The sequence below is a fragment of the Paenibacillus sp. Y916 genome, from assembly GCF_056786435.1.
The window spans coordinates 730,333-753,250 of the sequence record NZ_JBXCJA010000001.1; the positions used below are offsets into that span (position 1 = coordinate 730,333).

Annotated in this window: 20 protein-coding genes and 1 pseudogene; 15 read left to right on the plus strand and 6 right to left on the minus strand. The window is 44.7% G+C overall.

Features of this window, described 5'->3' with window-relative positions; translation table 11 throughout:
* The first annotated feature begins 59 nt into the window (after positions 1-59).
* Together AC1TO9_RS03475 and AC1TO9_RS03480 are read left to right on the plus strand one after the other, a co-directional pair.
* Positions 60-1,577 carry a carboxylesterase/lipase family protein gene (locus AC1TO9_RS03475; RefSeq protein WP_482055142.1) on the plus strand — a complete coding sequence of 506 codons (1,518 nt, stop codon included), beginning with the start codon at positions 60-62 and terminating at the stop codon, positions 1,575-1,577.
* Between the two features lie 32 nt (positions 1,578-1,609).
* A complete protein-coding gene (locus AC1TO9_RS03480; RefSeq protein ID WP_482058325.1) occupies positions 1,610-2,398 on the plus strand; it encodes an alpha/beta hydrolase in 789 nt (262 codons plus the stop codon).
* 105 nt (positions 2,399-2,503) lie between these two features.
* Here AC1TO9_RS03480 and AC1TO9_RS03485 read toward each other — a convergent pair whose 3' ends face one another.
* The 3 genes from AC1TO9_RS03485 to AC1TO9_RS03495 are packed head-to-tail and all read right to left on the minus strand — an operon-like array spanning position 2,504 to position 6,179.
* Positions 2,504-4,258: a type 2 periplasmic-binding domain-containing protein gene (locus tag AC1TO9_RS03485; RefSeq protein ID WP_482058326.1), complete on the minus strand. Its 1,755-nt coding sequence runs from the start codon at positions 4,256-4,258 to the stop codon at positions 2,504-2,506.
* Between the two features lie 41 nt (positions 4,259-4,299).
* Entirely contained in the window at positions 4,300-5,268 is a 969-nt protein-coding gene (locus tag AC1TO9_RS03490; RefSeq protein WP_482055145.1) for a carbohydrate ABC transporter permease, read from the minus strand.
* Complete coding sequence (locus AC1TO9_RS03495) at positions 5,265-6,179, minus strand: ABC transporter permease subunit (protein ID WP_482058327.1); 915 nt, start codon at positions 6,177-6,179, stop codon at positions 5,265-5,267. The genes AC1TO9_RS03490 and AC1TO9_RS03495 overlap by 4 nt, the downstream gene beginning before the upstream one ends.
* 405 nt (positions 6,180-6,584) lie before the next feature.
* Between AC1TO9_RS03495 and AC1TO9_RS03500 the strand changes: the two genes are divergently transcribed.
* Both AC1TO9_RS03500 and AC1TO9_RS03505 read left to right on the plus strand, forming a co-directional pair.
* Entirely contained in the window at positions 6,585-7,745 is a 1,161-nt protein-coding gene (locus AC1TO9_RS03500; protein ID WP_482058328.1) for a glycoside hydrolase family 27 protein, read from the plus strand.
* Between the two features lie 351 nt (positions 7,746-8,096).
* Positions 8,097-9,200: a GNAT family N-acetyltransferase gene (locus tag AC1TO9_RS03505; RefSeq protein WP_482058329.1), complete on the plus strand. Its 1,104-nt coding sequence runs from the start codon at positions 8,097-8,099 to the stop codon at positions 9,198-9,200.
* 117 nt (positions 9,201-9,317) lie between these two features.
* On the opposite strand, the gene AC1TO9_RS03510 is transcribed toward AC1TO9_RS03505, so the two are convergent.
* On the minus strand, positions 9,318-9,611 hold the full coding sequence (locus AC1TO9_RS03510; protein WP_482058330.1) for a helix-turn-helix domain-containing protein: 294 nt from the start codon (positions 9,609-9,611) through the stop codon (positions 9,318-9,320).
* A gap of 509 nt (positions 9,612-10,120) precedes the next feature.
* Here AC1TO9_RS03510 and AC1TO9_RS03515 point away from each other — a divergent pair.
* The 3 genes and pseudogenes from AC1TO9_RS03515 to AC1TO9_RS03525 form a co-directional block, all read left to right on the plus strand.
* A pseudogene (locus AC1TO9_RS03515) lies at positions 10,121-10,300 on the plus strand (arabinoxylan arabinofuranohydrolase); the annotation flags it as partial.
* Positions 10,301-10,475: 175 nt separating this feature from the next.
* Complete coding sequence (locus AC1TO9_RS03520; protein ID WP_482058408.1) at positions 10,476-11,873, plus strand: RNA-guided endonuclease InsQ/TnpB family protein; 1,398 nt, start codon at positions 10,476-10,478, stop codon at positions 11,871-11,873.
* A 76-nt stretch (positions 11,874-11,949) separates the two neighbouring features.
* The gene (locus tag AC1TO9_RS03525) at positions 11,950-12,663 is read left to right on the plus strand and encodes a family 43 glycosylhydrolase (RefSeq protein WP_482058331.1); all 714 of its coding nucleotides are present in this window, start codon (positions 11,950-11,952) and stop codon (positions 12,661-12,663) included.
* Positions 12,664-12,727: 64 nt separating this feature from the next.
* Here AC1TO9_RS03525 and AC1TO9_RS03530 read toward each other — a convergent pair whose 3' ends face one another.
* On the minus strand, positions 12,728-13,522 hold the full coding sequence (locus AC1TO9_RS03530; protein WP_482058332.1) for a helix-turn-helix domain-containing protein: 795 nt from the start codon (positions 13,520-13,522) through the stop codon (positions 12,728-12,730).
* A 55-nt stretch (positions 13,523-13,577) separates the two neighbouring features.
* Positions 13,578-14,342, minus strand: coding sequence for a helix-turn-helix transcriptional regulator (locus AC1TO9_RS03535; protein ID WP_482058333.1), 765 nt, complete (start codon positions 14,340-14,342; stop codon positions 13,578-13,580).
* A 358-nt stretch (positions 14,343-14,700) separates the two neighbouring features.
* On the opposite strand from AC1TO9_RS03535, the gene AC1TO9_RS03540 reads away from it, so the two are divergent.
* From AC1TO9_RS03540 to AC1TO9_RS03575, 8 genes are all read left to right on the plus strand, one after another.
* Complete coding sequence (locus tag AC1TO9_RS03540) at positions 14,701-15,651, plus strand: helix-turn-helix transcriptional regulator (protein WP_482058334.1); 951 nt, start codon at positions 14,701-14,703, stop codon at positions 15,649-15,651.
* Positions 15,652-15,904: 253 nt separating this feature from the next.
* Complete coding sequence (locus tag AC1TO9_RS03545) at positions 15,905-16,213, plus strand: hypothetical protein (protein ID WP_482058335.1); 309 nt, start codon at positions 15,905-15,907, stop codon at positions 16,211-16,213.
* A gap of 115 nt (positions 16,214-16,328) precedes the next feature.
* Positions 16,329-17,243 carry a hypothetical protein gene (locus AC1TO9_RS03550; RefSeq protein ID WP_482058336.1) on the plus strand — a complete coding sequence of 305 codons (915 nt, stop codon included), beginning with the start codon at positions 16,329-16,331 and terminating at the stop codon, positions 17,241-17,243.
* Positions 17,244-17,246: 3 nt separating this feature from the next.
* Entirely contained in the window at positions 17,247-18,494 is a 1,248-nt protein-coding gene (locus AC1TO9_RS03555) for a hypothetical protein (protein WP_482058337.1), read from the plus strand.
* Positions 18,495-18,566: 72 nt separating this feature from the next.
* A complete protein-coding gene (locus AC1TO9_RS03560; protein WP_482058338.1) occupies positions 18,567-19,217 on the plus strand; it encodes a RecB family exonuclease in 651 nt (216 codons plus the stop codon).
* Entirely contained in the window at positions 19,210-19,992 is a 783-nt protein-coding gene (locus AC1TO9_RS03565) for a UvrD-helicase domain-containing protein (protein ID WP_482058339.1), read from the plus strand. Before AC1TO9_RS03560 ends, AC1TO9_RS03565 begins: the two co-directional genes overlap by 8 nt.
* 22 nt (positions 19,993-20,014) lie before the next feature.
* The gene (locus AC1TO9_RS03570; RefSeq protein ID WP_482058340.1) at positions 20,015-21,406 is read left to right on the plus strand and encodes a MarR family winged helix-turn-helix transcriptional regulator; all 1,392 of its coding nucleotides are present in this window, start codon (positions 20,015-20,017) and stop codon (positions 21,404-21,406) included.
* A gap of 88 nt (positions 21,407-21,494) precedes the next feature.
* A protein-coding gene (locus AC1TO9_RS03575) for an IS3 family transposase (RefSeq protein WP_482058341.1) occupies positions 21,495-22,852 on the plus strand; the annotation gives its coding sequence in 2 pieces (ribosomal slippage) (positions 21,495-21,948 and positions 21,948-22,852; 1,359 coding nt in all).
* Positions 22,853-22,918: the final 66 nt, after the last annotated feature.

Consider the following 22,918-nt stretch of genomic DNA (forward strand, 5'->3'; position numbering starts at 1 on the left):
CTATAGTTTATATCGTAAAACAGTCAAGAAAGCGCTTTTATTCCGGGAGGAGAATAAATATGTTAAGAGTAGTACGTGTTGAAAGTGGTATTGTTCAAGGACTATCGGCGGCTGATCCGCGTATTACCAGCTTTAAGGGAATTCCGTTTGCGGCCCCGCCTGTGGGGGAGAACCGCTGGCGTGCTCCCCAGCCTGTGCACAACTGGGAAGGGAAATTGAAAGCACATGATTTTGCCCCCATTTCCATGCAGGCCCCGACCGTCATAGATGTGAATAATATTTATTCCCGCGAATGGTCGGTCGATCCGGATCTTCCGATGAATGAGGACTGTCTTTACCTGAATGTCTGGACACCGGCCGTCAGTGCTGATGAGAAGCTTCCTGTATTTGTATGGTATTTTGGCGGAGGATTTCAGGTGGGTCATACGGCCGAAATGGAGTTTGACGGCGAACGTATTGCCCGCCGGGGGATTGTTGTAGTAACCATAAATTACCGTCTGAACGCATTTGGCTTTTTGAGCCATCCCGAGATTACTGCGGAATCGCCTGATGCTCCCGCGAATTTCGGACATCTGGATCAGCAGGCGGGTACGCAGTGGGTGAAACGCAATATCGCTGCTTTTGGCGGAGATCCTGACCAAATCACGATTGGGGGACAATCTGCAGGCGGCGGAAGTGTGCTGAGCCAGCTGACCTCGCCGCAGAATGATGGGTTGTTTCAGCGGGCCGTCATTATGAGCGGGATCTTTAAATCTTTGTATCCGAACAGTCCGATTCCTCCGCGTAACCAAACCCTCAAGGAGGCAGAAGAGGCGGGGATAGCATTCTTTGAATATCTGGGTGTGTTGAATTTGAAAGAGGCCCGTAAGCTGGATGCCGTATATCTCCGCGATAAAATGCTTGAATACGGGAAGTTCTGGGGAACGGCGGTGGATCAGAAATACTGTGTTGGCAATCCATATAATCTTCTTTTGGAAGGACAGCACCAAAAGGTACCGGTCATGCTGGGAAATACCTCGTCCGAGTTCTTCAGTGTTCCTGACGCCGATAGCGTAGATGAATTCAGAGCCAAGGCTGTTGAAATGTTTGGCGGGGAAGCGGATAAATACCTTAAGCTATGCGCCGTTGATTCAGGAAATCTGGAGGAAATGATCCATAAAGCTTCCGTGAACAATATTGAATATGCGGCACGTGTTGCTGTTAAGGCAAACAGCGATTCCGGCAGCGGTGTCCCGATGTATTATTACAGTTTTGATGCCGACATTCCGGGCTGGGATAATCCTGGTACCTTTCATTCAGTGGATCTGTGGTTTCATTTCGAAACGCTGGCCAAATGCTGGCGGCCTTTTGTGGGTAAGCATTATGATCTTGCCCGCCAAATGTGCAATTATCTATCCTATTTCATTGGAACAGGCAATCCGAACGGCAAAGATTCTACCGGCGAGGAGTTGCCTCTCTGGAAACCGTGTACACCGGAAGAACCTTACGGTATGATTTTTGCAGACAAAGCAGAATTTGTAGAGGAGCCTCCCGGTGAAGTCATGCAATTTCTGGTCGAGCAATATTTCAAGGAGTAGTCTATTCATATATAAGAGAGGAATGAGCGACAATGAACGAGAGCCAGCAGAATTATAAGATGCAAACAGCAGCAGCCGGATACGACAAGGAGAGAGAAGGCATTGCCCGGGGGGTGATACAGACCATAGAGTATCCCTCCAGGACACTAGGCAACACCCGGAAGGCAAGGGTATATACGCCGCCAGGTTATTCCGATGGGCAGGAATACAGCGTGTTGTATCTGCTGCACGGGATTGGCGGAGATGAGAATGAGTGGTACACTCACGGCAAGCCCCAGATCATTCTGGATAATCTATATGCTGATCAAATGCTGAAGCCCATGATCGTCGTTCTTCCTAACGGTCGAGCGATGCTGAACGACCGGGCGGAAGGGGATATGTTTGCTCCTGACAAAGTACAGGCGTTCGAAACATTCGAGAGAGATTTGCTCCACGATCTTATCCCTTATATTGAAGAGAAATATTCGGTCCGGACAGACCGGATGCACCGCGCCATTGCCGGATTATCCATGGGTGGAGGACAGTCCCTGAATATCGGTCTGAACAATCTGGACCGTTTCGCTTGGATTGGGGCATTTTCCCCGGCTCCCAATACGAAGTTGCCCGAGCTGTTGGTCCCGGAACCGCAGAAGTCCGCAGAACAGCTCAGTCTGCTCTGGCTATCGTGCGGTGATCTGGACAGTCTCAAGAATGTCAGCGACCGAACGCATGCCTATTTGTCGCAGCATTCCGTGCCGCATATCTGGGTGGAGGAGAATGGCGACCATGATTGGCCGGTCTGGAAGAACGGTTTATATCAGTTCTCCAAGCTTATTTTTTAGCCCACTGCTCAAAAGGGACGTTCCACACAGACCTGATCCGGCTGTTTGGAACGTCCCTTATCTTGATTAAATTAGGATATTGCAATCGCTTGGTGTAGCCATGTTTTATTTGCTCGCGACTGCATCAGCACGCAGTTTAACGATTTTTTGAGCTCTTTCCGTATCCACGGCAATGACATCATCCCAACCGAGACCGACCACATCGGTCTTCAGCTTTGTCCAGAGCTGATCGAATTCCGCTTGATCCTTGGCGAATATCATTTTCCATGAAGTGTTCTTAACATAGTCAGAGATCTGGCTTCGTTTATTCTTAACTTCCGACGAATCCGACCCGAGACTTGTATTGATATTTGGTACGATATCGATCATATTGTTGTTCTGATAGTACTCTGTCGGGGTGGTTGCATTATAAGTATTCTGCCATTCCTTAGTTAGAGCTGTCTTATTCGCCTCTATGGTTGAGCTCCAATAATTGTTGTTGTAGAATTCACCTGTTTCCGGATCTTCTACAAAATCGCTCATAATCATAGTGTTGATCTTGCTCTGACCATCTTGATATCCTCCGCCTCCATACTCGTCAGGAACAGGGGTGTTTTCTTGGAAAGCAATTTGGCCTACTTTGGTCAAACTATACTTGCCGTCTGCCGTTTTTTCATAATTAAAGCCTTCGAATCCATTGGTATAATAGCGAAGACCTTCTGGAGATGCCATCCAATCCATGAATTCGATGATTCTTTCAGGCTCTTTCGCTTTCGAACCAACAGCAAATACTCTCCCGTTTCCGAAGAAGGCATCACTATTCTGGATAATGTGGGTATCGGCGATCGGAACGGAAACATTACCGTCCCCTGTATTACCTCTTTCAATAGTGTTGTAAAAGCCTCTTTGCCAGGAATACCATAAGAGCAGAACCTGTTTATTAGTCAGCTTCTCTGAGACTTTATTCCAATCCTGGGATGGTGAGTCAGGGTCAACCAGCCCCATCTGATTGGCGTCATAATAGAACTTTAGAATTTTCTTGTACATACTGTTGTCGTCAACGAGCGGAACGATATCGCCTTTAGCATTTAACAGAATGGTCGAGGTTCCGTCCGGCTGCTCATAGCCATACCAGTTGCTCAACCAACGAACGTTTTCCATACTTCCATTGTCCCAGTCCTTCCAAAGGGTGATCGGAACGATCGTTTTTCCGTCCGGTGTCTTGGGGTATTTCTCCTGCATTTGCTTCAGTGCATCCAGCAGATCAGTCAGATTGTTCAGCTTGGGAGATCCGATTCCCTTGTAATAATCCCAAGGCATAATTGGACTGGAGTAAGGGATTTCTTCCGAGAATGTCGTTGGGGAAGTGTCCGATGTAAAAGTCGGCAAGGCATAGATTTTACCTTCAGGATTTATACTTTCGAATGCAGCATTAAAGGGCTTAAAGTGATTGTCCATATATTTGGACAGGTGCTCCGTATTCTTGATCTTATCCGTGATATCCATAATCATACCCGCCGGTATTAATTCCTCCAACTGACTGTTATCAATAATGAGGAGGTCACCCAGATCTCCCGATGCCGACCTTGTCTTGTATAGCTGATCGCCCGCAACTTGGGGAGCCAGAATATTTAAAGTGATATTGAACTTATCCTTAACGAGCTTTCCGTACCAACCGGTCTGCTCTCCCTGGTAATTTGCTGCGTTGTTGAACACGGTGATGGTCAGAGGTTTACTGTGATCGATTCCTGCACCCGGATCGGCTGACTCGGTTGCATTGTTGGAGTTGCCGCTGCATCCACTGAGTACTGTCATTCCCAGAAGAAGAGTAGTGCCAAAGAGCAACATAGGCTTTCTTACCAGATTACTGTATTTATTCATTTACAGCCCCCCAATTGTTTAATTTATCATAATAGTGCAGATTAACCTTTCACTGCACCAATCATAATTCCTTTAACAAAAAATCTTTGAAAAGTCGGATAAATAAGCAAAATAGGTGCGACAACGATAATAGTAACTGTCATACGAATGGATGTAGTGGTTTGCTTGGTGGACAGACTGGCCATGGCGGTTGATCCAGCATTTTGCAGATTGACCATGGTGGATAAGGAGCTGGCCTGATTGATGTAGTTATACAGAATGAACTGCAAACTGTACAATTTGCTGTCTGTAACCAGCAGTAGCGTATCCTGAAAGGAGTTCCACTGGTTCACTGCCGAGAATATGGCGACTGTAGCTAATATCGGTTTGCTGATGGGCAAGATAATCTTGTAAAAGGTAGTTAGAATTCCGGCACCGTCAATGCTAGCCGCGTGCTGCAATTCCTTCGGTGTGGATTCCACAAACGTTTTTACAAGAATGATAAAAAATGGAGCTACAATGGACGGCAGGATGTAGGCAAGGAAATTGTTGGTCAAATGCAAGGATCTCATGGTCAAATACCAAGGGATGATGCCGGCATTAAAGAACATCGTAAGAATGGTGAACCTGTACCAAAATTTTTTCCCCCACATATCCTCCTGAGAAAACATGAATCCCAAAAAGGCAGAGGCGCCAACCGTCAACATTGTGCCTATTACCGTTCTCCCCACAGAAATGACAAATGCATTCCATAGTCCCGGTATTTTAAATACGTCAATATAGTTCTGGAAATGTATCTGCTTCGGCCAGAACACAATTTCACCTTTGGCACTGAGATCGTTGGCGCTTATCGTATTGATAATGATCGAGTAAAACGGAAAAACACAAACAAATGCAAAGAGAGAAAACAGGAAATAGATCGTAACAGAAATCAATTTGTCAGTTGTACTAGTCTGCATTTTAATTTTTTTGGGGACGCGGCTGTTATTTTTTGTGGAAATTGGCGCTAGTTCTGTTTGGTTGTCACTCATACGATGCCCTCTCCTCTTAACAATTTGGACAGCCCGTTTACGGAAAAGAGAAGAACAACACTTATCAGGCTCTTCAGCATACTGATCGCGACGGAAACGGAATAGCTACCGCCCCCCATGGCTAGGTTGTATACATATAGATCCAACACCTGTATGGTGTCTTTGTTGAATGCATTCTGGAAAACGAAATATTGCTCCAATCCATTGTTTAGAAAGCCGGCAATTTGAAGCATCAATAATACAAAATAAGTCGGTAGCATACTTGGCAAAACCACATGCCGGATGACCTGCATTCTTGTTGCGCCATCTACATGAGCCGCTTCATATAGGGATTCATCAATTCCCATAATCGCCGCTATATACAAAATAGCCGCCCAACCCAATGCTTTCCATGTCTCCCATATCCACATCGTAATCCAGACATGGTCCGATTTCTGAAGAAGGAGTACAGGAGATTCGATAAGCCCCATCTGACTCAAAAAGCCGTTGAAGATACCTTCACTTGAGAACATGGAAAATGCCAATGAATATACCAATACCCAACTGATAAAGTTTGGAAGAGTGGTTACGGTCTGGATGAATTTTCGAAAACGTACGGCTTTGATCTCCGTTAGGAAGATTGCAAAGACCATGGGAAGCCAAGAGAAAAGTAAACTCATTCCACTGATACCGAACGTGTTTTTGATTACTTGAAGTAGTTGATTGACCTTTACCTGGTTTTCTACCAAGGAATGAAACCATTTGAAACCGACAAATGGCGCTTGTGACAGCGGAATCGGCGGCATATAGTCAAAGAACGCATAAACCCATCCATAGAGTGGGTAGTATGCAAAGACAGCAAGTAAAGCCATAAAGGGCGAAATATAAAGAAATTTTTTGATAGAATTGCTTCTCATGCTTTGACTACGCATCGTGTCACTCCTTTTCGTGACCCATTAGTTGATAACGCTTACAACCTACGAAACTATAATAAATTATCAGTTCCCTTCAAACAATGACCTATCCTCACCAATTATTGATCTATTGTTAGATGTAATTGCAAAAAATCAATATTTATACAATCCAACCTTTTTATTTAACATATTTTGTGAATAATTAAATTTTATATATTATTTTATTTTGAAGCCTAACCTGAATTTAAGCCCATGTAGTACGAAGGCCGAATTTGTTTTCTTCTGGAGAAAAGCAACAAATGTCGATATGAAAGCAACGTCAAGCTATAGATTCAGAGAGTCGTGTGTGATTAAATACATAAAGAGTACAGCAACTGTTCTTGCACCTAATTATGAGGTTATGCGAAAGGATGAAAAATTATAATGAACATACAACAACTCGGCTTGACACCGCCTATGGGATGGAATTCATGGAACACTTTTACATGGGACATTAATGAGCAACTTATCAGGGAAGCCGCCGATACTATTGTTGCAGATGGGTACAAGGATGCGGGATATGAGTACATTGTTATTGATGACTGCTGGAGCCTGAAAGAAAGGGACAAGGATGGCAAGCTGGTCGTCGATGCAGTCAAATTCCCTAGTGGAATGAAGGCGCTTGCAGATTATATTCATTCAAAGGGACTGAAATTCGGGATGTACTCTTGTGTAGGAACGCATACCTGCGCAGGGTATCCGGGGAGCTTTGAACATGAATTTCAGGATGCGGAATCACTGGCAGAATGGGGCGTTGATTTCTTAAAGTATGATTACTGCTTTAAGCCCAGACATATGTCGGGGGAACTGCTGTACAAGCGAATGAGCCTCGCGCTTAAAAACTGCGGAAGAGACATTCTGTTCTCGGCATGCAATTGGGGCGAGGACAATGTACATCAATGGATTCGTGAATCAGGCGCGCATATGTATCGGTCCACAGGAGATATTCAGGATAGCTGGGTTTCAATTAAGAGCTTAGCTTTATCTCAGCTGGATAAAGCCTGCTATACCGGAGCCTATTGCCATAATGATCTGGATATGCTGGTTGTCGGCATGTACGGAGGCAGCAACAGCGACTTTATCGGAAGTCAAATCGGCGGTTGCAGTGATGTGGAGTACAAGACCCATTTTTCTTTATGGAGTATGATGGGGTCTCCGCTGATGATTGGCAGCGACATCCGGAAAGCCAATAAGGCCACTAGGGATATTCTGATGAACAAGGATTTGATTGCGATTAATCAGGATGTGGAAGGCCGAGGTGCTTATCGCATCAAGCCGGAACCGCAGTGGTTTCATGCGGATGATGTGTTTATGCTAGTAAAAGTGTTAACCGACGGAGACCTTGCTATAGGCTTCTTCAATCTGAGCGATGGTCAAAGGGAAATGTCGCTGCAATTTTGGGATGTCGGACTTCCCTATGCTTCCGGAAAATCGCTGTCGTTGTATGACTGCTGGGAGCATAAAGAAATCGGTGTATTCAGAGAAAGATACGCTCCAGTGGTTCCGGCTCATGATTGTCTAATTGTGCGGGCTAAACTGGTGTAAAGAAGAGCGTGAATATGAATAGAACATGCAGAAAATGCGGAGTTCCCCTTGTGACAGATGATGTGGCGATTTACCTGAAGCTTGTTACGCGCAACGCGCAAGATTTCCTGTGTATTGACTGCCTTGGGGAACAACTGAAATGCGGACGACAGCCCATTGAGCAATTGATACAATATTTCCGTGAGTCCGGAAATTGTGTGCTATTTCGTTAAGTCCGGGAAATGATTGACCGGGAGTTGGTACCGCCGAAATGGAAGAGTCTGAGGCATGAGCAAGCGAAGGATTTGGTCGGCACTGGCCAAGGTAGTTAAATATATAGACTGAAAGGGTAGACAAATGGTTAAATACAGAATGGCAACTCCGAATGAACGCGATGAATGCATAGATTTAGCCAACTATGCTTTTCGCTTGGATTTTGAAACCCTGATGCCCAAAGCGTATGGAAAGAACGTAGATTCTTCAGCCATGCATAAGGTTGCTGTGGATGAGAAAGGCAGGCTGCGCGCACAGGTGGCCGTTTTCCCAGCGCCTCTGACGGTATGTGATTATACTCTCCGAACCTGCTATTTGGGTACCGTATCGGTCCATCCACGTGCGCGTGGCGAAGGGCATATGAAGGCGCTCATGGACATGTGGCTTGAAGAACTGCGCAATACGTGTGATATGGTCGTATTATATGGCCAGCGACAGAGATATGAGTATTTTGGCTTCACGCTTGGCGGTGTGAAGTTCAAGTATTTCGTGGGAGAGGCCAATGTGCGCCATGGCTTAAGACATGTGAACGACACAGGAATATCCTTCTGCCCGTTATTCGAGGTTGAAGGAGCAGAAGCCTTTGCGCATAGCATGAACACCTCGCGGCTCGCTTATATTGAACGTAACGCACAGAAATTGCCAATTATTTTCAACACCCTCCATCAAAATGCGCTGGGCGTTCTGGACCAAGGTAAGTTGATCGGGTATCTGATCGTAAACGAAGCAGGCGATGAAATATCTGAATTCGCGATGGAAAAAGCGGACGATATTGCACGGACGATCAAGGCTTATAGGGGATATAGCAGAGCAGAACGAATAACTATTTATACGCCGGAATATGACATTTCGCTGAATACGGCTCTTGGCAGCATTGCTGAAGACTTTGTTATCGAGACATCCGATATGTATCATATTCTGGATTTTGCCAACGTATTGAAGGCTTATCTGACGCTTAAGTTTAAGACCACTGGGATTGTCCAGGGGGAATTCTCCGCAGTCATGGACGGTCAGCCGGTTACTGCGCGAGTGGATGCGGGTGGCGTGACTGTCGAGCGCTCTGCTAAGCCAGGTGCAGTTGTCCTTAGTAAGCAGCATGCTCAGGCGCTTCTGCTTACACAACACAGCCGTTATATGGCAGTTCCTGCGCCTATAGGATGGTTTCCGCTACCCCTATTCTGGTACAAGATTGATAAATTCTAAACGGATGGAATGTTATGGAACCCCGCTTGATGCGGATAAGGCTATAGACCCCGAAGGAGGCTTGGACCAACAGCAGTATTATTGAAGGCCTGGTTGGCGATTACTGGGAAGCGAATGTCAAATAGCCGTTGGTAAGAATATAAGACAAGCACAAAGAAAATAACTTGTTCCCTGTGCAGGGAACAAGTTATTTTCTTTGCCTTTAGGAAGGAGGGGGGGACCTTGCCTCTCAGGCATGCCGGCTATTTTTTTGAAGCTCCTTATGAAATTGGCATAGTCGCTGAACCCGGAAAGCTCACAGGCTTCAGCAACGGTCTTTCCGGTGGACAGGTGGCTCATGGCCAGTGAAATACGCTTGTCGACAATGTAGGAGCGTATCGTAAGTCCAGTATGCTCCTTGATATAGGTCATGGTATTGCTGACCAGGTTTGGCATGTGATTGTTCGATTTGTATGTGGAAGACTGATACAGGGTGTTGATGAATACAAGCAGCCGGATTGATAAGTTCTGTATCTGTTGTTTTATGAAAGCAAATCAATTCTTCTTTAATAGGTGCGAAAATATAGTTTGTATCCTTATTCATAGCGACCATTCCTTTTATTGTATCTTTTGGAATTATAGATATCCGCGCAATGTAGTATCGTTTATTTGCAAGGATTATACAGTAGATACTTAATATAATACAGAATAGGGAAGCGCCTGCAAGTGCTTCAAGAACTATGGGACAACCTTTGTGAGATACAGCTGCCGCTTCAATCAGACAGGAGGTGACAAGAGGAGGGTTTGGCAGAAGTTACACGATGAGGAGATGGGATTAGTGATTACAAGGGTAAAAAAATCAATGTGTCTGCCAGGCAACCGGCATTTGTGCCGAATTCGATTGAAAGGGATTACAAATCATTCTTAATGGAGGGATATCGATGTTTAAAAAGCTCTTGGTAATTGCAATGACCTTTGTTTTATTGCTGAGCTGTCTGCCTATGATGTCTGTGTATGCTGCAAACAATGCCACGGCCAAGTAGCCGGGGAATTCCAATCCGCTGATGGATCACAAGCTGGGCGCCGATCCCTTCGCACTGACGTATAACGGAAGAGTCTATCAGTTTTCGCCGAGAGGACTCCCACTTCTACAAGTGGCGAGGTGAATCGGCGACCTCCTGAATAATCCGACAAGATGTTCTTCCCTTCCTAAATCTTAAAAGGTATAATAGGAATAGAACGTATATTCGCATTACGCGACTGGAAGGGGGTGAAGTTTTGTCAGATTCAAATACAATGTATAGAACCCATCAAGTGTGGATTAAGCCAAGCCATCGCTTGTTTTCGTACCTCGATCAAGCATGTGAAGATGCCAAGAACCTGTATAATACGACCAACTTTTACATCCGGCAGATCGTTACCGCCTTTGGGAAGAATGAGCTGCTTCAGCCGTTGCAACAGCAAGTTATGGACACGCTGGCATCACATATTGACGTCATGAACGAACGACGAAGTGAAAAGAACAGTTCTCATCCGTTCAAGCTACCGTCGCAAGAAACTCCCTTTGTTCATTACAACTTCTTGGACGCTTTGTTCAAGGTGATGAATCAAATCGATTATCGGGCGCTCCCGACGCAGTGCAGTCAGGGAATCATGAAAGTAGTGTTCCACAATTGGAAAGCCTTCTTTGCCAGCATCAAGGACTACCGCCAACATCCTGAGAAGTACAACGGCAAGCCCCATATTCCGGGGTACGCTCGGAACAGAGTGAAGGAAGTCATATTTTCCAATCAAGATTGTGTGATCAAAGAACGGAAATTTCTCAAGTTTCCAAAGACCAAGCTGCAACTGAATATAGGCAAGCTGGGCTGTACCGACGGACAACTGATGCAAGTACGTGTCGTCCCAAGACATGGACAATACGTGATCGAATTGATCTTCGCTTGTCCGCTCGAACAGAAGGAAGCGATACAAGAACACATGCTGGCGATTGATCTTGGCGTAGTCAATCTTGCAACCATCGTCACGACGACTGGAGCGAAACCGATCATCGTGAAGGGCAAGATTGTTAAATCGATCAATCAGTATTACAACAAGATGAAAGCGCACTATACCGGTATTCTTCGCCAGGGCAAGGAACCTCGCGAAGGAGCGTATACGTCCAAACGATTAGAACGGCTCCATCTGAAGCGCCACCGTAGGATTAAAGATTTGTTCCACAAAGCAAGTCATCGTATCGTCAAATTGGCAGTGGAGCAAAACATCGGTACGATCGTCATTGGGCATAACGATGGATGGAAGCAAGCGCCCGGGATAGGACGGAAAAACAATCAGTCCTTCAGTCATATTCCCCATCAGATGCTCATCGGGATGATCGACTATAAGGCAGCAGAACAGGGAATCGTCGTTATTCTGACCGAAGAAGCGTATACCTCGAAAGCCAGCTTCCTAGATCAAGATCCGTTGCCGAGGTATGGCGAAGAGGGGACATGGCTCTTCTCAGGCAAACGGATGTATCGCGGTTTGTATAAGAACGCGAAGGGCTTGATTCATGCCGATGTCAACGGCGCAGCGAACATTATGCGAAAAGTATTCCCAAACGTATCCGCCAAAGGAGCGAATGGGATAGAGGGGTTGGATGGTAACCAGACCATCAACGTGTCAACTCCACTGGTGTTAAGAATCCTGAAATAAATGGGATGATACATCAGAAACCCCCACTTCAGCCGAAGCGACAGCGTTGGTAAGTGGCGGGAGTATTCATGTCTATATGTCCAGCGATGCGTACGTATATAACAGCAACGGAACCGTGAAGGACAATGATTTCAGCGCCCTGAATAAAATCAATGTCATCTCCTCGGCGGACATGGTGAACTGGACAGATCACGGCGCCATCCCGGTGGCCGGAGCCAATAATGTAAACGATGGAGCCGGAATTGCCAAATGGGCCTCTCTCTCATGGGCGCCTTCGGTGGCAATGAAAGAAATCAACGGCCAGGATAAATTCTTCCTATATTTTGCAAACGGCGGCTCAGGTATTGGTGTGTTAACGGCCAATTCTCCGACCGGCCCATGGTCGGACCCGCTGGGTAAAGCGCTGGTGACCACAGCCTGGAGTTCAAAGAACACGCACTCCTTGCAAGTAGATGTTGCGATGTCGCCGAACTCTCAGCATATCGTATCAAAGATCGTCAACGCGAATTTCTCCGCCCATACCAAACTGAAGGCGACAGTGCATGGTTCGGAGTGGGGCGGATACGGATCGGGATTAGGTGTGAAATTGTTCGTCAAGCACGGGAGCGCTTACACGTTCACCGACAGCGGCTGGGCAACGATAAGTAAAAGCGGAACCATCGACCTGACTTTGGACTTGACGACAGTCAATGCCGCTGATATTAGGGAGTATGGTATTCAATTCATTGATGCCAGCAACTCCTCTGGTCAAGCTTCTGTGTACGTGGACAATGTATATTTGAGTAACTGATTTTAAGGATCTCTTTGGAGGGCTGTTCTCAGTGCGTGAAGACGCGCGGAGAGCAGCCTTTTGTTCAACTATATGTTTTTCTATATTGCGACGGAGTGTACGAAGTTACTTTTTTGAATATTTTTGAAAAATATAACGGGTCCTGGTAGCCGACTGAATACGCCAATGAATTTATAGATAACTGAGAATTTATCAATAATTCACAGGCGCGCTGAATCCTGAAGGCGGTTAGATAGCCAGAAATGGATATGCCGTTTGTTTCCTTGAATAACCGAAACAAGTAACTACGCTCAATTTTCACAAATTCCACTACATCCAGAACAGATAATGAAGATTTCCAAAAGTTGCTTTCAATGTATTCCCGCGCTGATAATACGTAGTCCTTTTTGAGAAAAGCTTTGTCACTTGGGTAATACTCCATGTAATATGACAATAAAAGATGCAGTCTTGCATCCGAACGCGCTCTTTCAAACGGCTCTATTCCGACAGTCTCGACCAGTTGAAACAATGGTTTGAAGTCTTGGCGAGATGCCTCCACGACTGGATGATCAGGCGCAATATTAATCATCGACAATAGGCGAGAGGCCTTCGGCCCGTTAAATTCAATCCAAAAATACTCCCACGGATCTAGCGGATCAGGATAATAATACACTTCCATATGCGGAAAAATAATGAAGCTTTCGCCTGTTTTTAAAGAAAAAGTAGAATGGCATGTCTTCAAATAGCCCTTTCCGCTTACAATATAATGCAGGGCATAAACATCGCGGACACCTGGTCCCCATGTGTGTGAATTTGGAGGTTTATAGCCGTTCCCTTTAAAAGTTGAACCCTCGTTGAAACCGTAACACATTGAATTCATAGTCAGAACCTGTATCCTTTGCTTTAAGTTCATGATCTAGTAGGCTGTTCGAACACTAACCTTTTGCATGCTTCTGAAAATTTCTGGGTGTGTGCCCAGTCATTCGTTTGAATTGCCTGCAGAAGTGTTCCACATTTTGATATCCGCACCGTGAAGCCACTTCAGCAATGCTTTGAGCGTTGTGAATTAAGTATTCTTTTGCCATGCGAATCCGGCTGTTGATAACGTCATCCATGCAGGATATTCCAAACGTTTTTTTGTAGATGTTCTGGAGGTATCCTGGACTGATTTGAAGAAAATCCGCCATTTTCGATACTGTCCAGTAATCGTCCGGGTTGGTTTGAATAGCAGTGCGCAGTTTCAGTAATTTGTAGTATTGAGGTGTAATATCATCTTGGAAGTAGGATTCCCAAAGCTTGTTGAACAGCGTCCGGAGCAAATAATCGATGGAAGATTCTCTGTAATCCCGATTAAAATTATGCTCGATGACAAGCAGTTCAAACAGCTTATGGCAATATTCCGGGTCACCCAGGGCAAAGGGAACCCCAAGCGGAAGGGGAGATTCCGTAATATAATGTTCATTGGATTCGAAACGGATCCAGTCATTGACGAAATGATCGGTGCAGGCCTGATAATAGACTTTCTGCGATGGACTATAGAGGATTGCGCTGTGAGCAGGATATTCCTTGAGCACGCCATTTACCCAGAATTGCGCTGGGGTCTTGGTGATTACAAGGAGCCAGTGATAGCCCACGGGAACATCAATAACAAAATTACTCGCGTGCGTAGTATTACACTCAATATAGTGAATATGGGCCATCTTTTCCCCTCCTATCAGGCATATCTAGATTATAGCATAGTGAGGAAAATGGAATTGAATACAGCGAAAATAGAGCCGTATCTACAGGGAAGTCACCATCGTTTAGGTTGTCAATCATTTTCCTGATTGTATTCATCTTGGGAGTGAACTTAACTCCAAATTTGAGTTGTAGTGGTTAGATAATTTCTAATAGGGTCAACTCATGGTCTTCATCAGTTTGTGTATTACTTCAAGAAGACAATTTCTTCTTCCATTATAATGAAGTTAGTAAGGATATGGGTAGATCAATAAGAGGTGAATTCCAAATGGTGTCGAATGATAGCCTCAATAGATAGATATATATGTGAGGAGAGTTGTAATGATTGATAAAGTCATCCGAATTTTTAGTATCATCAACGCCATTCAGGCGAATCCAGGAATTTCTGCTGCTGACCTCTCATTGAAATGTGATGTTAATATCCGTACCATTTATAGAGATCTCGATCTTCTGAGTCTCATTGCTCCTGTCACCAACGAAGGTCGGGGCACTGGATACCGTTTCATGGGGAAGTTCTTCATATATCCGCTTAATTTCTCAGAACAGGAAGCTCTAGTATTCTCGTTACTCCCATCCGTATTGGATGAAGAGAAGCTCCCACCCGGATTTCATACAGCATATGATAAAGTGATGGCAACGCACTATAAAGAGAAATCTCAGCACAATAGTATCATTGAAGATATAACAAGTATTATCCAGATGGGTACTCCTGCCTATCGAAAGGAAAGCCCTAACTTTCTACAACCCATTATCCAAGCTATTCTAGATCACAAGACAATACATACAAATTACCATACCCAATCCCGCAATGAGACGACTGAGCGTAAAATAGATCCTTACTATCTCATACCGAGGGATCAACGATTTTATCTCATCGGATATTGTCATGTGAAGCAAGAAATTAGAACTTTCCGAATTAGCCGATTCTTGAATGTTGAGCTCACAACAGAGTCATTCGACAAGGGCCAATTCAATATTAAACAACATTTGAAGAATACATGGTCTATTGAACAAGGGAACAAGAATATAGCGTTTAAGGTCCGGTTTAATGCGGAAATCGCACGATATATCAAGGAAGAAGAGTTGTTTGTTCATCCGCGAATGACGGATCAGAGGGATGGCAGTATGATCTTTGAAGTTACCGTAAACAACGAGAAGGAATTCATAAGGTGGATTCTACAGTATGGTTCAGCAGCGGAAATATTGGAGCCGAAATCTGTGCGTGAATCCTTGAAGGGGCAATTGAACGAATGGATACAAATGTATCAGTGACTAGGGAAAAAGGGCCTCGGGTTCTGACGGTGGATCTCTGACCGAGCTATGACTCAAGATTATCTATTTAACTCAAACAAGGTGCTGTGATCTCATTCATGAGAATTCACAGCACCTTGTATTTATGTAGGGAACGTATATTCGCTGACATATATGTGTCACTTTCAATTGTCATAATGAAGAAACAGACAGATCAGGAAAGTGATTAACGATGTAGACTGAGAGTTGACCTACCATAAAGGAGAAGATGACCATGGATTCGACTTTGCAAAACCTAATCGTTACAGAACATGCATATGAAAGATATTTGCAACGTTATATTGGAAATAACCTTTCTAAAGAAGAACTGGAGTGTCGATTAAATCAAGTTGAGGTAGAACGTGTGAAGGGTTTTGGAGAAGAAGTTTTGCTCATTGACGATATTTATTGGTGCTTCTCTTTACATGTTGAGGGTGTAATATTGTTGACTACCTGTTTAGGTAACTATGATCTATTTAGGTACCACATCTGGGAGAGAAGGCAATCTATTAAACAGCATAATAAACTAAAGCGGTTAGCTTAAGTCTTTACATATGAATACTATCTTTCATCGCGAACCATTTCTTTAATAAATTTGATATATGCAGGAACCGTCCTAGTACACTCGAACTATACAAGAGTAGAAGGAGATGAGTCTTATGAACCATATTTTGTTTGAAGAATTGTATCAGATATGCAATAACGATTCTTTTCAGCGAATAATCCTTCTTGCAGACCGGTTCGATCAGGCTGAGCAATGGTTGTCTCGGATGACTAGAGAGAATGGTCCTCTACTCGATGTGGAGTCAGAAACGCTACGTTCCCTCGTCGTGAAACGGACAAAGCTTGCGCTACTGAATCAAGATCATCAGCTAGTGACTAGCGAGCAAACATTTTGGATCATTCAGAACCTTATGCTTGATTTAGCTGATAGAGGTGATCAATATATACCTAGCTCAATGGTTACATCTGGCGTTGTACATAGTGTTCACCATGCGATAGAAGAACTTCGATGTGCGGGAATCCGTGCAGTAGATTTAACTGTATCTCAATTTGATAACGCTCGTAAAGGCATATATATGATCGAGCTACTCACCGATTATGAACAATGGCTAGTACGGAATCGTTCTACAGATTATGCAGGGCTACTGGGCTTTCTTCCAAAGTCAGTTGAAGCTAATGACGATCTATTCATAATTCGTGATTTGGATATACTCTCTCTCGTGGAGAAGGAAATGCTGAAGCGCATTGCAGGAAGCGGGCTTGTCATTTTGCCTCAGGTAGTTTCGTTTCCTGCATCTCTAGAGAATGTTGATGAGCACAATATACACTTTTATCGTGCAGCAGGAACGCTAGCTGAAGTACGGGAAACATTTCGACAGATATCCCGGCTGGAGATTCCTTTTGATCAAGCGGAGATTATTACATCGGATTATGAAGCCTATAGTACGGCCATATATACACTAAGCCAATCGCTTGGAATTCCGTGTACTTTTTCAAAAGGGCTACCTGTATCTTTTGTAAAAGTCGGAAAGGCCGCCCTTGCTTATCTCCAATGGTTGGAGAGCAACTAGGACGTGGACTGTCTGCTTAGGGTACTCCGACACGGAATTGTGTCTTTCCGTTATTATGACGAATCATTTGCAAGTGCTGATCTTATTCGTACACTTGAGCAAAGTGGGATTGGTTGGGGAAGGCATCGCTATGAAGTGTTGGAAGCCATAGCAACTGAAGATATAGGGGTTCGAGTGGAGGCTAGTCGCCTGCTCGATCGGGTATTTAAAGAGTTGTTCCATATGCTTCCAGATTCTCATCAGGAGAACTGGACGCCGCTCACTGTCTTGAGGGCTTTAATACATTTCCTTGAGAAATGTACCAGCCCCTCCAGTGAAGCTGACTTGGCTATCAACGGTGAACTGAAAGACCATGTGAAGTTACTTGTATCTGTCTCTCCTAGGACACTTTCCAATGAGAGTGCCATCCAATATATCAAAGATATGGTGAGCGGTATTCGTATCCTTCAAGATGGACCTGAATGCGGAAAAATACATATATCAACTCTTCAAGATGGTGGTGAATCTGGCAGGAATCACACTTATATACTAGGCATGAGCGATGCAGCGTGGTCTGTGCAGCTTCGACAGGATCCTGTGCTACTGGATAATGAACGATTCCTTGTGGGCGGACTACCGTTATTTGTTGATAAAGCAGAACTTACAGCTCGTGAGCGGTGTGCTCGTCTAGGACGAGTTTCGGGTAGGGTGACGCTGAGCTTCGCTAGCTATGATCCGACAGAACAGAAGGAAGCGAATCCGGCCTTTGAGCTGTTGCAGGCTGTTAGAATCATGCACGGTGATCCTCATATGGATATGTCTGGACTAGAGAAAGCTCTAGGAAAGCCGGTTGGATATATGGCGGAAAGTAGTTCAGACAGGGAGCATTTATTGGACGGTACGGATCGCTGGCTTCGTAGTTTGCCATTGGAGGGGAGAGTGCAAGATGGTCTTTCATCATTGCGTCAGTCCTTTCCATTCGCGGTTGGAAAGGGAACGGCAGAATCGGTTATCAGTGGGGTACTTCTGTCTGAATATGAGGGAATGCTTGGAACGGATGTCTTTGCGATTAGTTATCGGAATAACCCAGAGACGTATTTAAGTGTGACACAGCTTGAACGATATGCGGAATGTCCGAAGAAATTCTTCTTCTCTTCCGTGCTGAAAGTCAGGGAGAAGGTTACTGCTGTCTTCGATCGAACACGATGGCTGGATCCTGCTCCATCGCATCTTTCATCTCTATCTGCAAGAGATATCTCAGTGTTCGGCTGAGATGGATACTATTGTGCATGATGAGAAAAGTCTACGGGGATCACCGAGGAGATCATCAGCGAATATGAAGCGTTGGTACCGCCGCCGAGCCCTCATATTTTGCGTAAAGAATGTGAGAACATCCGGCATGATGTGGCTATCTTTTATCAGATGGAACAGAGTCGTCAAGGACGGCCGCGATATTTCGAACTTGAACTAACGAAGGATAGCGAACCCATGGATGTCATGCTGGACGACGGTCTGGTGCTCCGGATGAAGGGTTATGTCGACAGAATAGATGAAATTGCTCCTCACATGTATAAAATATTTGATTACAAGACAGGTCGTCCTTCTAAGTATGACGAGAATGAGTACTTCTCACAGAGGACTCAGCTACAGCATGCGCTTTACGCTGTTGCTGTTGAGCAATGGCTGCAAGAGACGGGAGCAGACACTGAGGCGCGCGTTGTGGAGTCAGCGTATTATTTTCCAACGGAGCGGGGTAAAGGAGAAGAGGTATCTCGTGTTCAGAATAAGAGAGCGGAGCTTTCCGAATTGGTAGGTCATCTGCTAGATTCTATCGAATCGGGTTCTTTCCCGGCAAGGAAGGACTTGAAACGGTGTACATGGTGTGATTATCGTACAGTTTGTGGTAACGAATCGGAGCTGACACAGCGGAAATGGGAATTACCCGAAAATGATCAACGGCTTACTCACCTGAAGGAGGTTGAGCACTTTGGTTGATGATGAGATGGCAAGAGAGAGTATAGCAACGGTTCTTGATAAGACATTTCTGGTGGGAGCGGGCTCCGGAAAGACAACATCGTTGGTTGGCAGAATGATCGCTTTGATACAATCAGGCAGTGCGATTGCCGAGCAGATCGCCGTCATTACATTTACAAGAAAAGCGGCAGATGAGTTGAAAAGCCGTTTCCGGTTGGAGCTTGAGCGGCAGATCAGAACGGCCATCGAACCACAAAGCAGCTTGCTACGCCAGGCGCTTAAGGAGTTAGACCGATGCTATATCGGTACGATTCATTCTTTTTGTGGAAGGTTACTAAGGGAAAGGCCGATCGAAGCGAGTCTCGATCCCATGTTTCGAGAACTTGAAGAAGATGAGGCAGCAGTACTACGTGATCAATGCTGGGATGAATACCTGCTGAGCTTGATCGAGAATGGTCAGGAAGAGTGTGTTATGGCACTTGAGGCGCAACGGATAAGTATCGAGGACCTGCAACAGGTCTATATGCGGGTATGCGATTATACCGATGTTCAGATTGAGACGTTCCCGTCCCCTCGGCCGGATTTCGATCTCATTCGCTTATCTCTACCTTCCATGATGGATGAAGCGTTCCGTTATATCCCCTCCGTTAAGCCGGAAGGAGGCTGGGACGCGTTACAATCGATGGTCCGTGATGGTAGAAGGGTGGTTGCCATTCATGGATTGAAGGACGATATGCGCATACTGCAACTTGCATTGTTATTCGAACGGAAGATCGATAAAACGATGGACAGATAGCGGGCAAGCAAGGGAGTTCAAAGTGATATTCCAGGAGTGGAAGGACAGGGTCCTACAACCGTTTCTGACCAGATGGCGCGAGTATCTCTATCCACAGCTAGTTGACTTTGTTCGTCCGGCCGTAGATTATGGCACACGCAGACGAAGTGAACTGGGGTTACTTAATTTCCAAGACTTGCTTATGAAGGCTACAGCATTGCTACGCGAGCACGCGGATGTAAGATGTTTCTTCACTAGCCGCTATACACATCTATTCGTCGATGAATTTCAAGATACTGATCCCATCCAAGCGGAGCTTATGTTTCTGCTGACGGGCGATGATCCGGTGGAGTCAGACTGGCGGAGAATCACACCGAAGCAAGGCTCGTTGTTCGTCGTGGGCGACCCTAAGCAGTCTATCTACCGCTTTCGTCGCGCAGATATATCGACCTACAATTGGGTGAAGAGCAAGATTAGATCTTGTGGGGAAGTACTACAGTTGAGCGCTAATTTCCGTTCTGTTCATGCACTCGGTCAGTACGTTAATGATGAATTCATAGATCGATTCCCTAGCACAGAAACCGAGCATCAGGCTGCATACGTAACGATGGCGACACAATTCGCGAACCCAGAAGCTGGAGTGAAGCATGGCGTGTACACAATGACCTATGCCAAAATGTCCGGAGGCAAGGCGGCTATCGCAGAAGCAGATGCGGCTCGGGTGGCTCGTTATATTGCATGGGCTTGCAGCGGACAGTTGGAAATTCAGGAGAAGTTACCGGGCACTGACGGTGGATACGTCTTGAGAGCCGCATCACCAGGCGATTTCCTGGTGCTCATGAAACGCAGAGAGTTTCTTCATCTATATGCCGAACAGCTAGAACATTATGGTGTCCCTTCCGTGACTGCCGGCAGTTCAGCGATGTACGAGGAGATGGGAGTGATTGCTCTACTCGCAAGCAGTTTGAATGACCCTGACGATCGGATTGCACTGCTCTCCGTACTGAAAGGGATGCTGTTCTCTGTCAGTGACAATGCTTTGTTCCATTATAAAATGGAAGGATTTCCGTTAGCCTATACCTACCTGCCGGAACGAGCAGAAGTATCATTTATTCTAATACAACTTTACAAAAAGGGGAATTGTACCGCTTCTGATATTTCTTCATACCTAGGTATTACCTCAGCAGGTGTAACTGGTATTACTGACACTCTTGAAAAAAACAATCTAGTTGATCGCACCCGATCTGAAAATGACAGAAGAGTTGTTATCCTTTCACTCACCAACGAAGGTCAACAATTAGTTGAGAAAATTATTAGTGCAAAGGCAAATTTATTTATTCAGGTCTTTAAGGATATTGAAGAGAATGAAATCGAACAAGTCACAAATGTTTTCAAAAAATTGGATAGTATACTAAGCAATAACTCGTTAAGCTAACGGGAAACGATAGTTCAGAATTGACCGCCTTAATTGAACTGCACCCCGATTGTTAGACACAACTAACAATTGGAGGTGCAGTTTTTCTATGACCAAGTTCAGTACAGATCAAAAAAGACAAGCAGTCATCCGTTATCTAAATGGAGTAGAAAGTCTTAAGACGATTGCGAAATCAATCGGTGTCCATCATTCCGTATTCATAAAATGGAATAAACAATATGAACATCATGGTGATGAGGCTTTTAAAAAGGGTTATACACTGTATTCTGTACAGGATAAACTAGACGTACTTCATTATATGAACGAAAATGGGACGTCTGTGAGAGAAACGGCTGCTATATTTAATATTGCTAGCCATAGTACCCTTTTAAGCTGGCAAAAAAGCTTAGCATTACAAGGGATAGACGCCCTACAACCAAAGAAAAAGGGGCGTCCATCCATGAAAAAAGATCATAAGGAACTGAAGAATCAAACGTTAGTAGAAGGTTCTGCAGAGGCTTTACAAGCAGAAGTAGAGCGTTTGCGAATGGAGAATGCGTACTTAAAAAAGTTGAATACCTTAGTTCAAAACAAGGAAAAATCACCAAACAAGACAACGCGCAAGTCGTCTATGAACTAAGGACCAAATTCTCGGTGAAAGCACTTCTGCAGCTAGCGGATATCCCACGTAGCACGTATTATTACTGGGTGAATACTTTTGGTATGCCAGACAGAGATGCCAAGTTAAAAGACGCTATTCAAGCGATCTACGAGGAGCATAAGGGCCGCTATGGTTATCGCCGTATTCGGGATGAGTTAGCGAATCGTGGACATCGTGTAAATCATAAGAAGGTGCAACGTTTGATGAAGGTATTAGGATTAAAGTGCCTGGTGCGCATGAAGAAATATCGCTCATACAAAGGGATGATCGGCAAGATTGCTCCAAATATTTTAGAACGAAACTTCCACGCTGAAAAGCCGAATGAGAAATGGGTTACGGATATTACAGAGTTTAAATTATTTGGAGAAAAGCTATATTTATCACCACTGCTAGATCTATATAATGGTGAAATCATTACGTATACTATCGGTTCAAGACCGGTCTATTCGCTTGTTTCAACGATGTTAGATCAAGCATTTAAGCAATTAACAGATGAAGGTACACTCCTGATTCATTCTGACCAAGGCTGGCACTATCAGATGAAACAATATCGTCATGCCCTTGAAGAACGTGGTATCAAGCAAAGTATGTCCCGCAAAGGTAATTGCTACGACAACGCCGTCATTGAGAACTTTTTTGGTATCATGAAATCTGAATTTCTATATTTAGATGAATTTGAAAGTATCGACCATTTTAAACAAGAGCTATCCAAATATATTGATTATTACAATCACAAGCGAATTAAGGCAAAACTAAAAGGCATGAGTCCGGTACAGTACCGAACTCATGCCCAACGCGCTGCCTAATAAAATAACCTGTCTAACTTTATGGGGTCACTTCATTATAGGGTGGTTTTTTATTTGGTCAGATAT

Excerpts from the sequence above, each read along its gene's own strand:
- AC1TO9_RS03485 (WP_482058326.1), bottom strand. The coding sequence starts at position 4,258 with ATGAATAAATACAGTAATCTGGTAAGAAAGCCTATGTTGCTCTTTGGC.
- AC1TO9_RS03530 (WP_482058332.1), bottom strand. The coding sequence starts at position 13,522 with ATGAATTCAATGTGTTACGGTTTCAACGAGGGTTCAACTTTTAAAGGG.
- AC1TO9_RS03475 (WP_482055142.1), top strand. The coding sequence starts at position 60 with ATGTTAAGAGTAGTACGTGTTGAAAGTGGTATTGTTCAAGGACTATCG.
- AC1TO9_RS03490 (WP_482055145.1), bottom strand. The coding sequence starts at position 5,268 with ATGAGTGACAACCAAACAGAACTAGCGCCAATTTCCACAAAAAATAAC.
- AC1TO9_RS03540 (WP_482058334.1), top strand. The coding sequence starts at position 14,701 with ATGATTGATAAAGTCATCCGAATTTTTAGTATCATCAACGCCATTCAG.
- AC1TO9_RS03505 (WP_482058329.1), top strand. The coding sequence starts at position 8,097 with ATGGCAACTCCGAATGAACGCGATGAATGCATAGATTTAGCCAACTAT.
- AC1TO9_RS03520 (WP_482058408.1), top strand. The coding sequence starts at position 10,476 with ATGTATAGAACCCATCAAGTGTGGATTAAGCCAAGCCATCGCTTGTTT.
- AC1TO9_RS03495 (WP_482058327.1), bottom strand. The coding sequence starts at position 6,179 with ATGCGTAGTCAAAGCATGAGAAGCAATTCTATCAAAAAATTTCTTTAT.
- AC1TO9_RS03550 (WP_482058336.1), top strand. The coding sequence starts at position 16,329 with ATGAACCATATTTTGTTTGAAGAATTGTATCAGATATGCAATAACGAT.
- AC1TO9_RS03545 (WP_482058335.1), top strand. The coding sequence starts at position 15,905 with ATGGATTCGACTTTGCAAAACCTAATCGTTACAGAACATGCATATGAA.
- AC1TO9_RS03510 (WP_482058330.1), bottom strand. The coding sequence starts at position 9,611 with ATGACCTATATCAAGGAGCATACTGGACTTACGATACGCTCCTACATT.
- AC1TO9_RS03535 (WP_482058333.1), bottom strand. The coding sequence starts at position 14,342 with ATGGCCCATATTCACTATATTGAGTGTAATACTACGCACGCGAGTAAT.
- AC1TO9_RS03525 (WP_482058331.1), top strand. The coding sequence starts at position 11,950 with ATGTCCAGCGATGCGTACGTATATAACAGCAACGGAACCGTGAAGGAC.
- AC1TO9_RS03480 (WP_482058325.1), top strand. The coding sequence starts at position 1,610 with ATGAACGAGAGCCAGCAGAATTATAAGATGCAAACAGCAGCAGCCGGA.
- AC1TO9_RS03500 (WP_482058328.1), top strand. The coding sequence starts at position 6,585 with ATGAACATACAACAACTCGGCTTGACACCGCCTATGGGATGGAATTCA.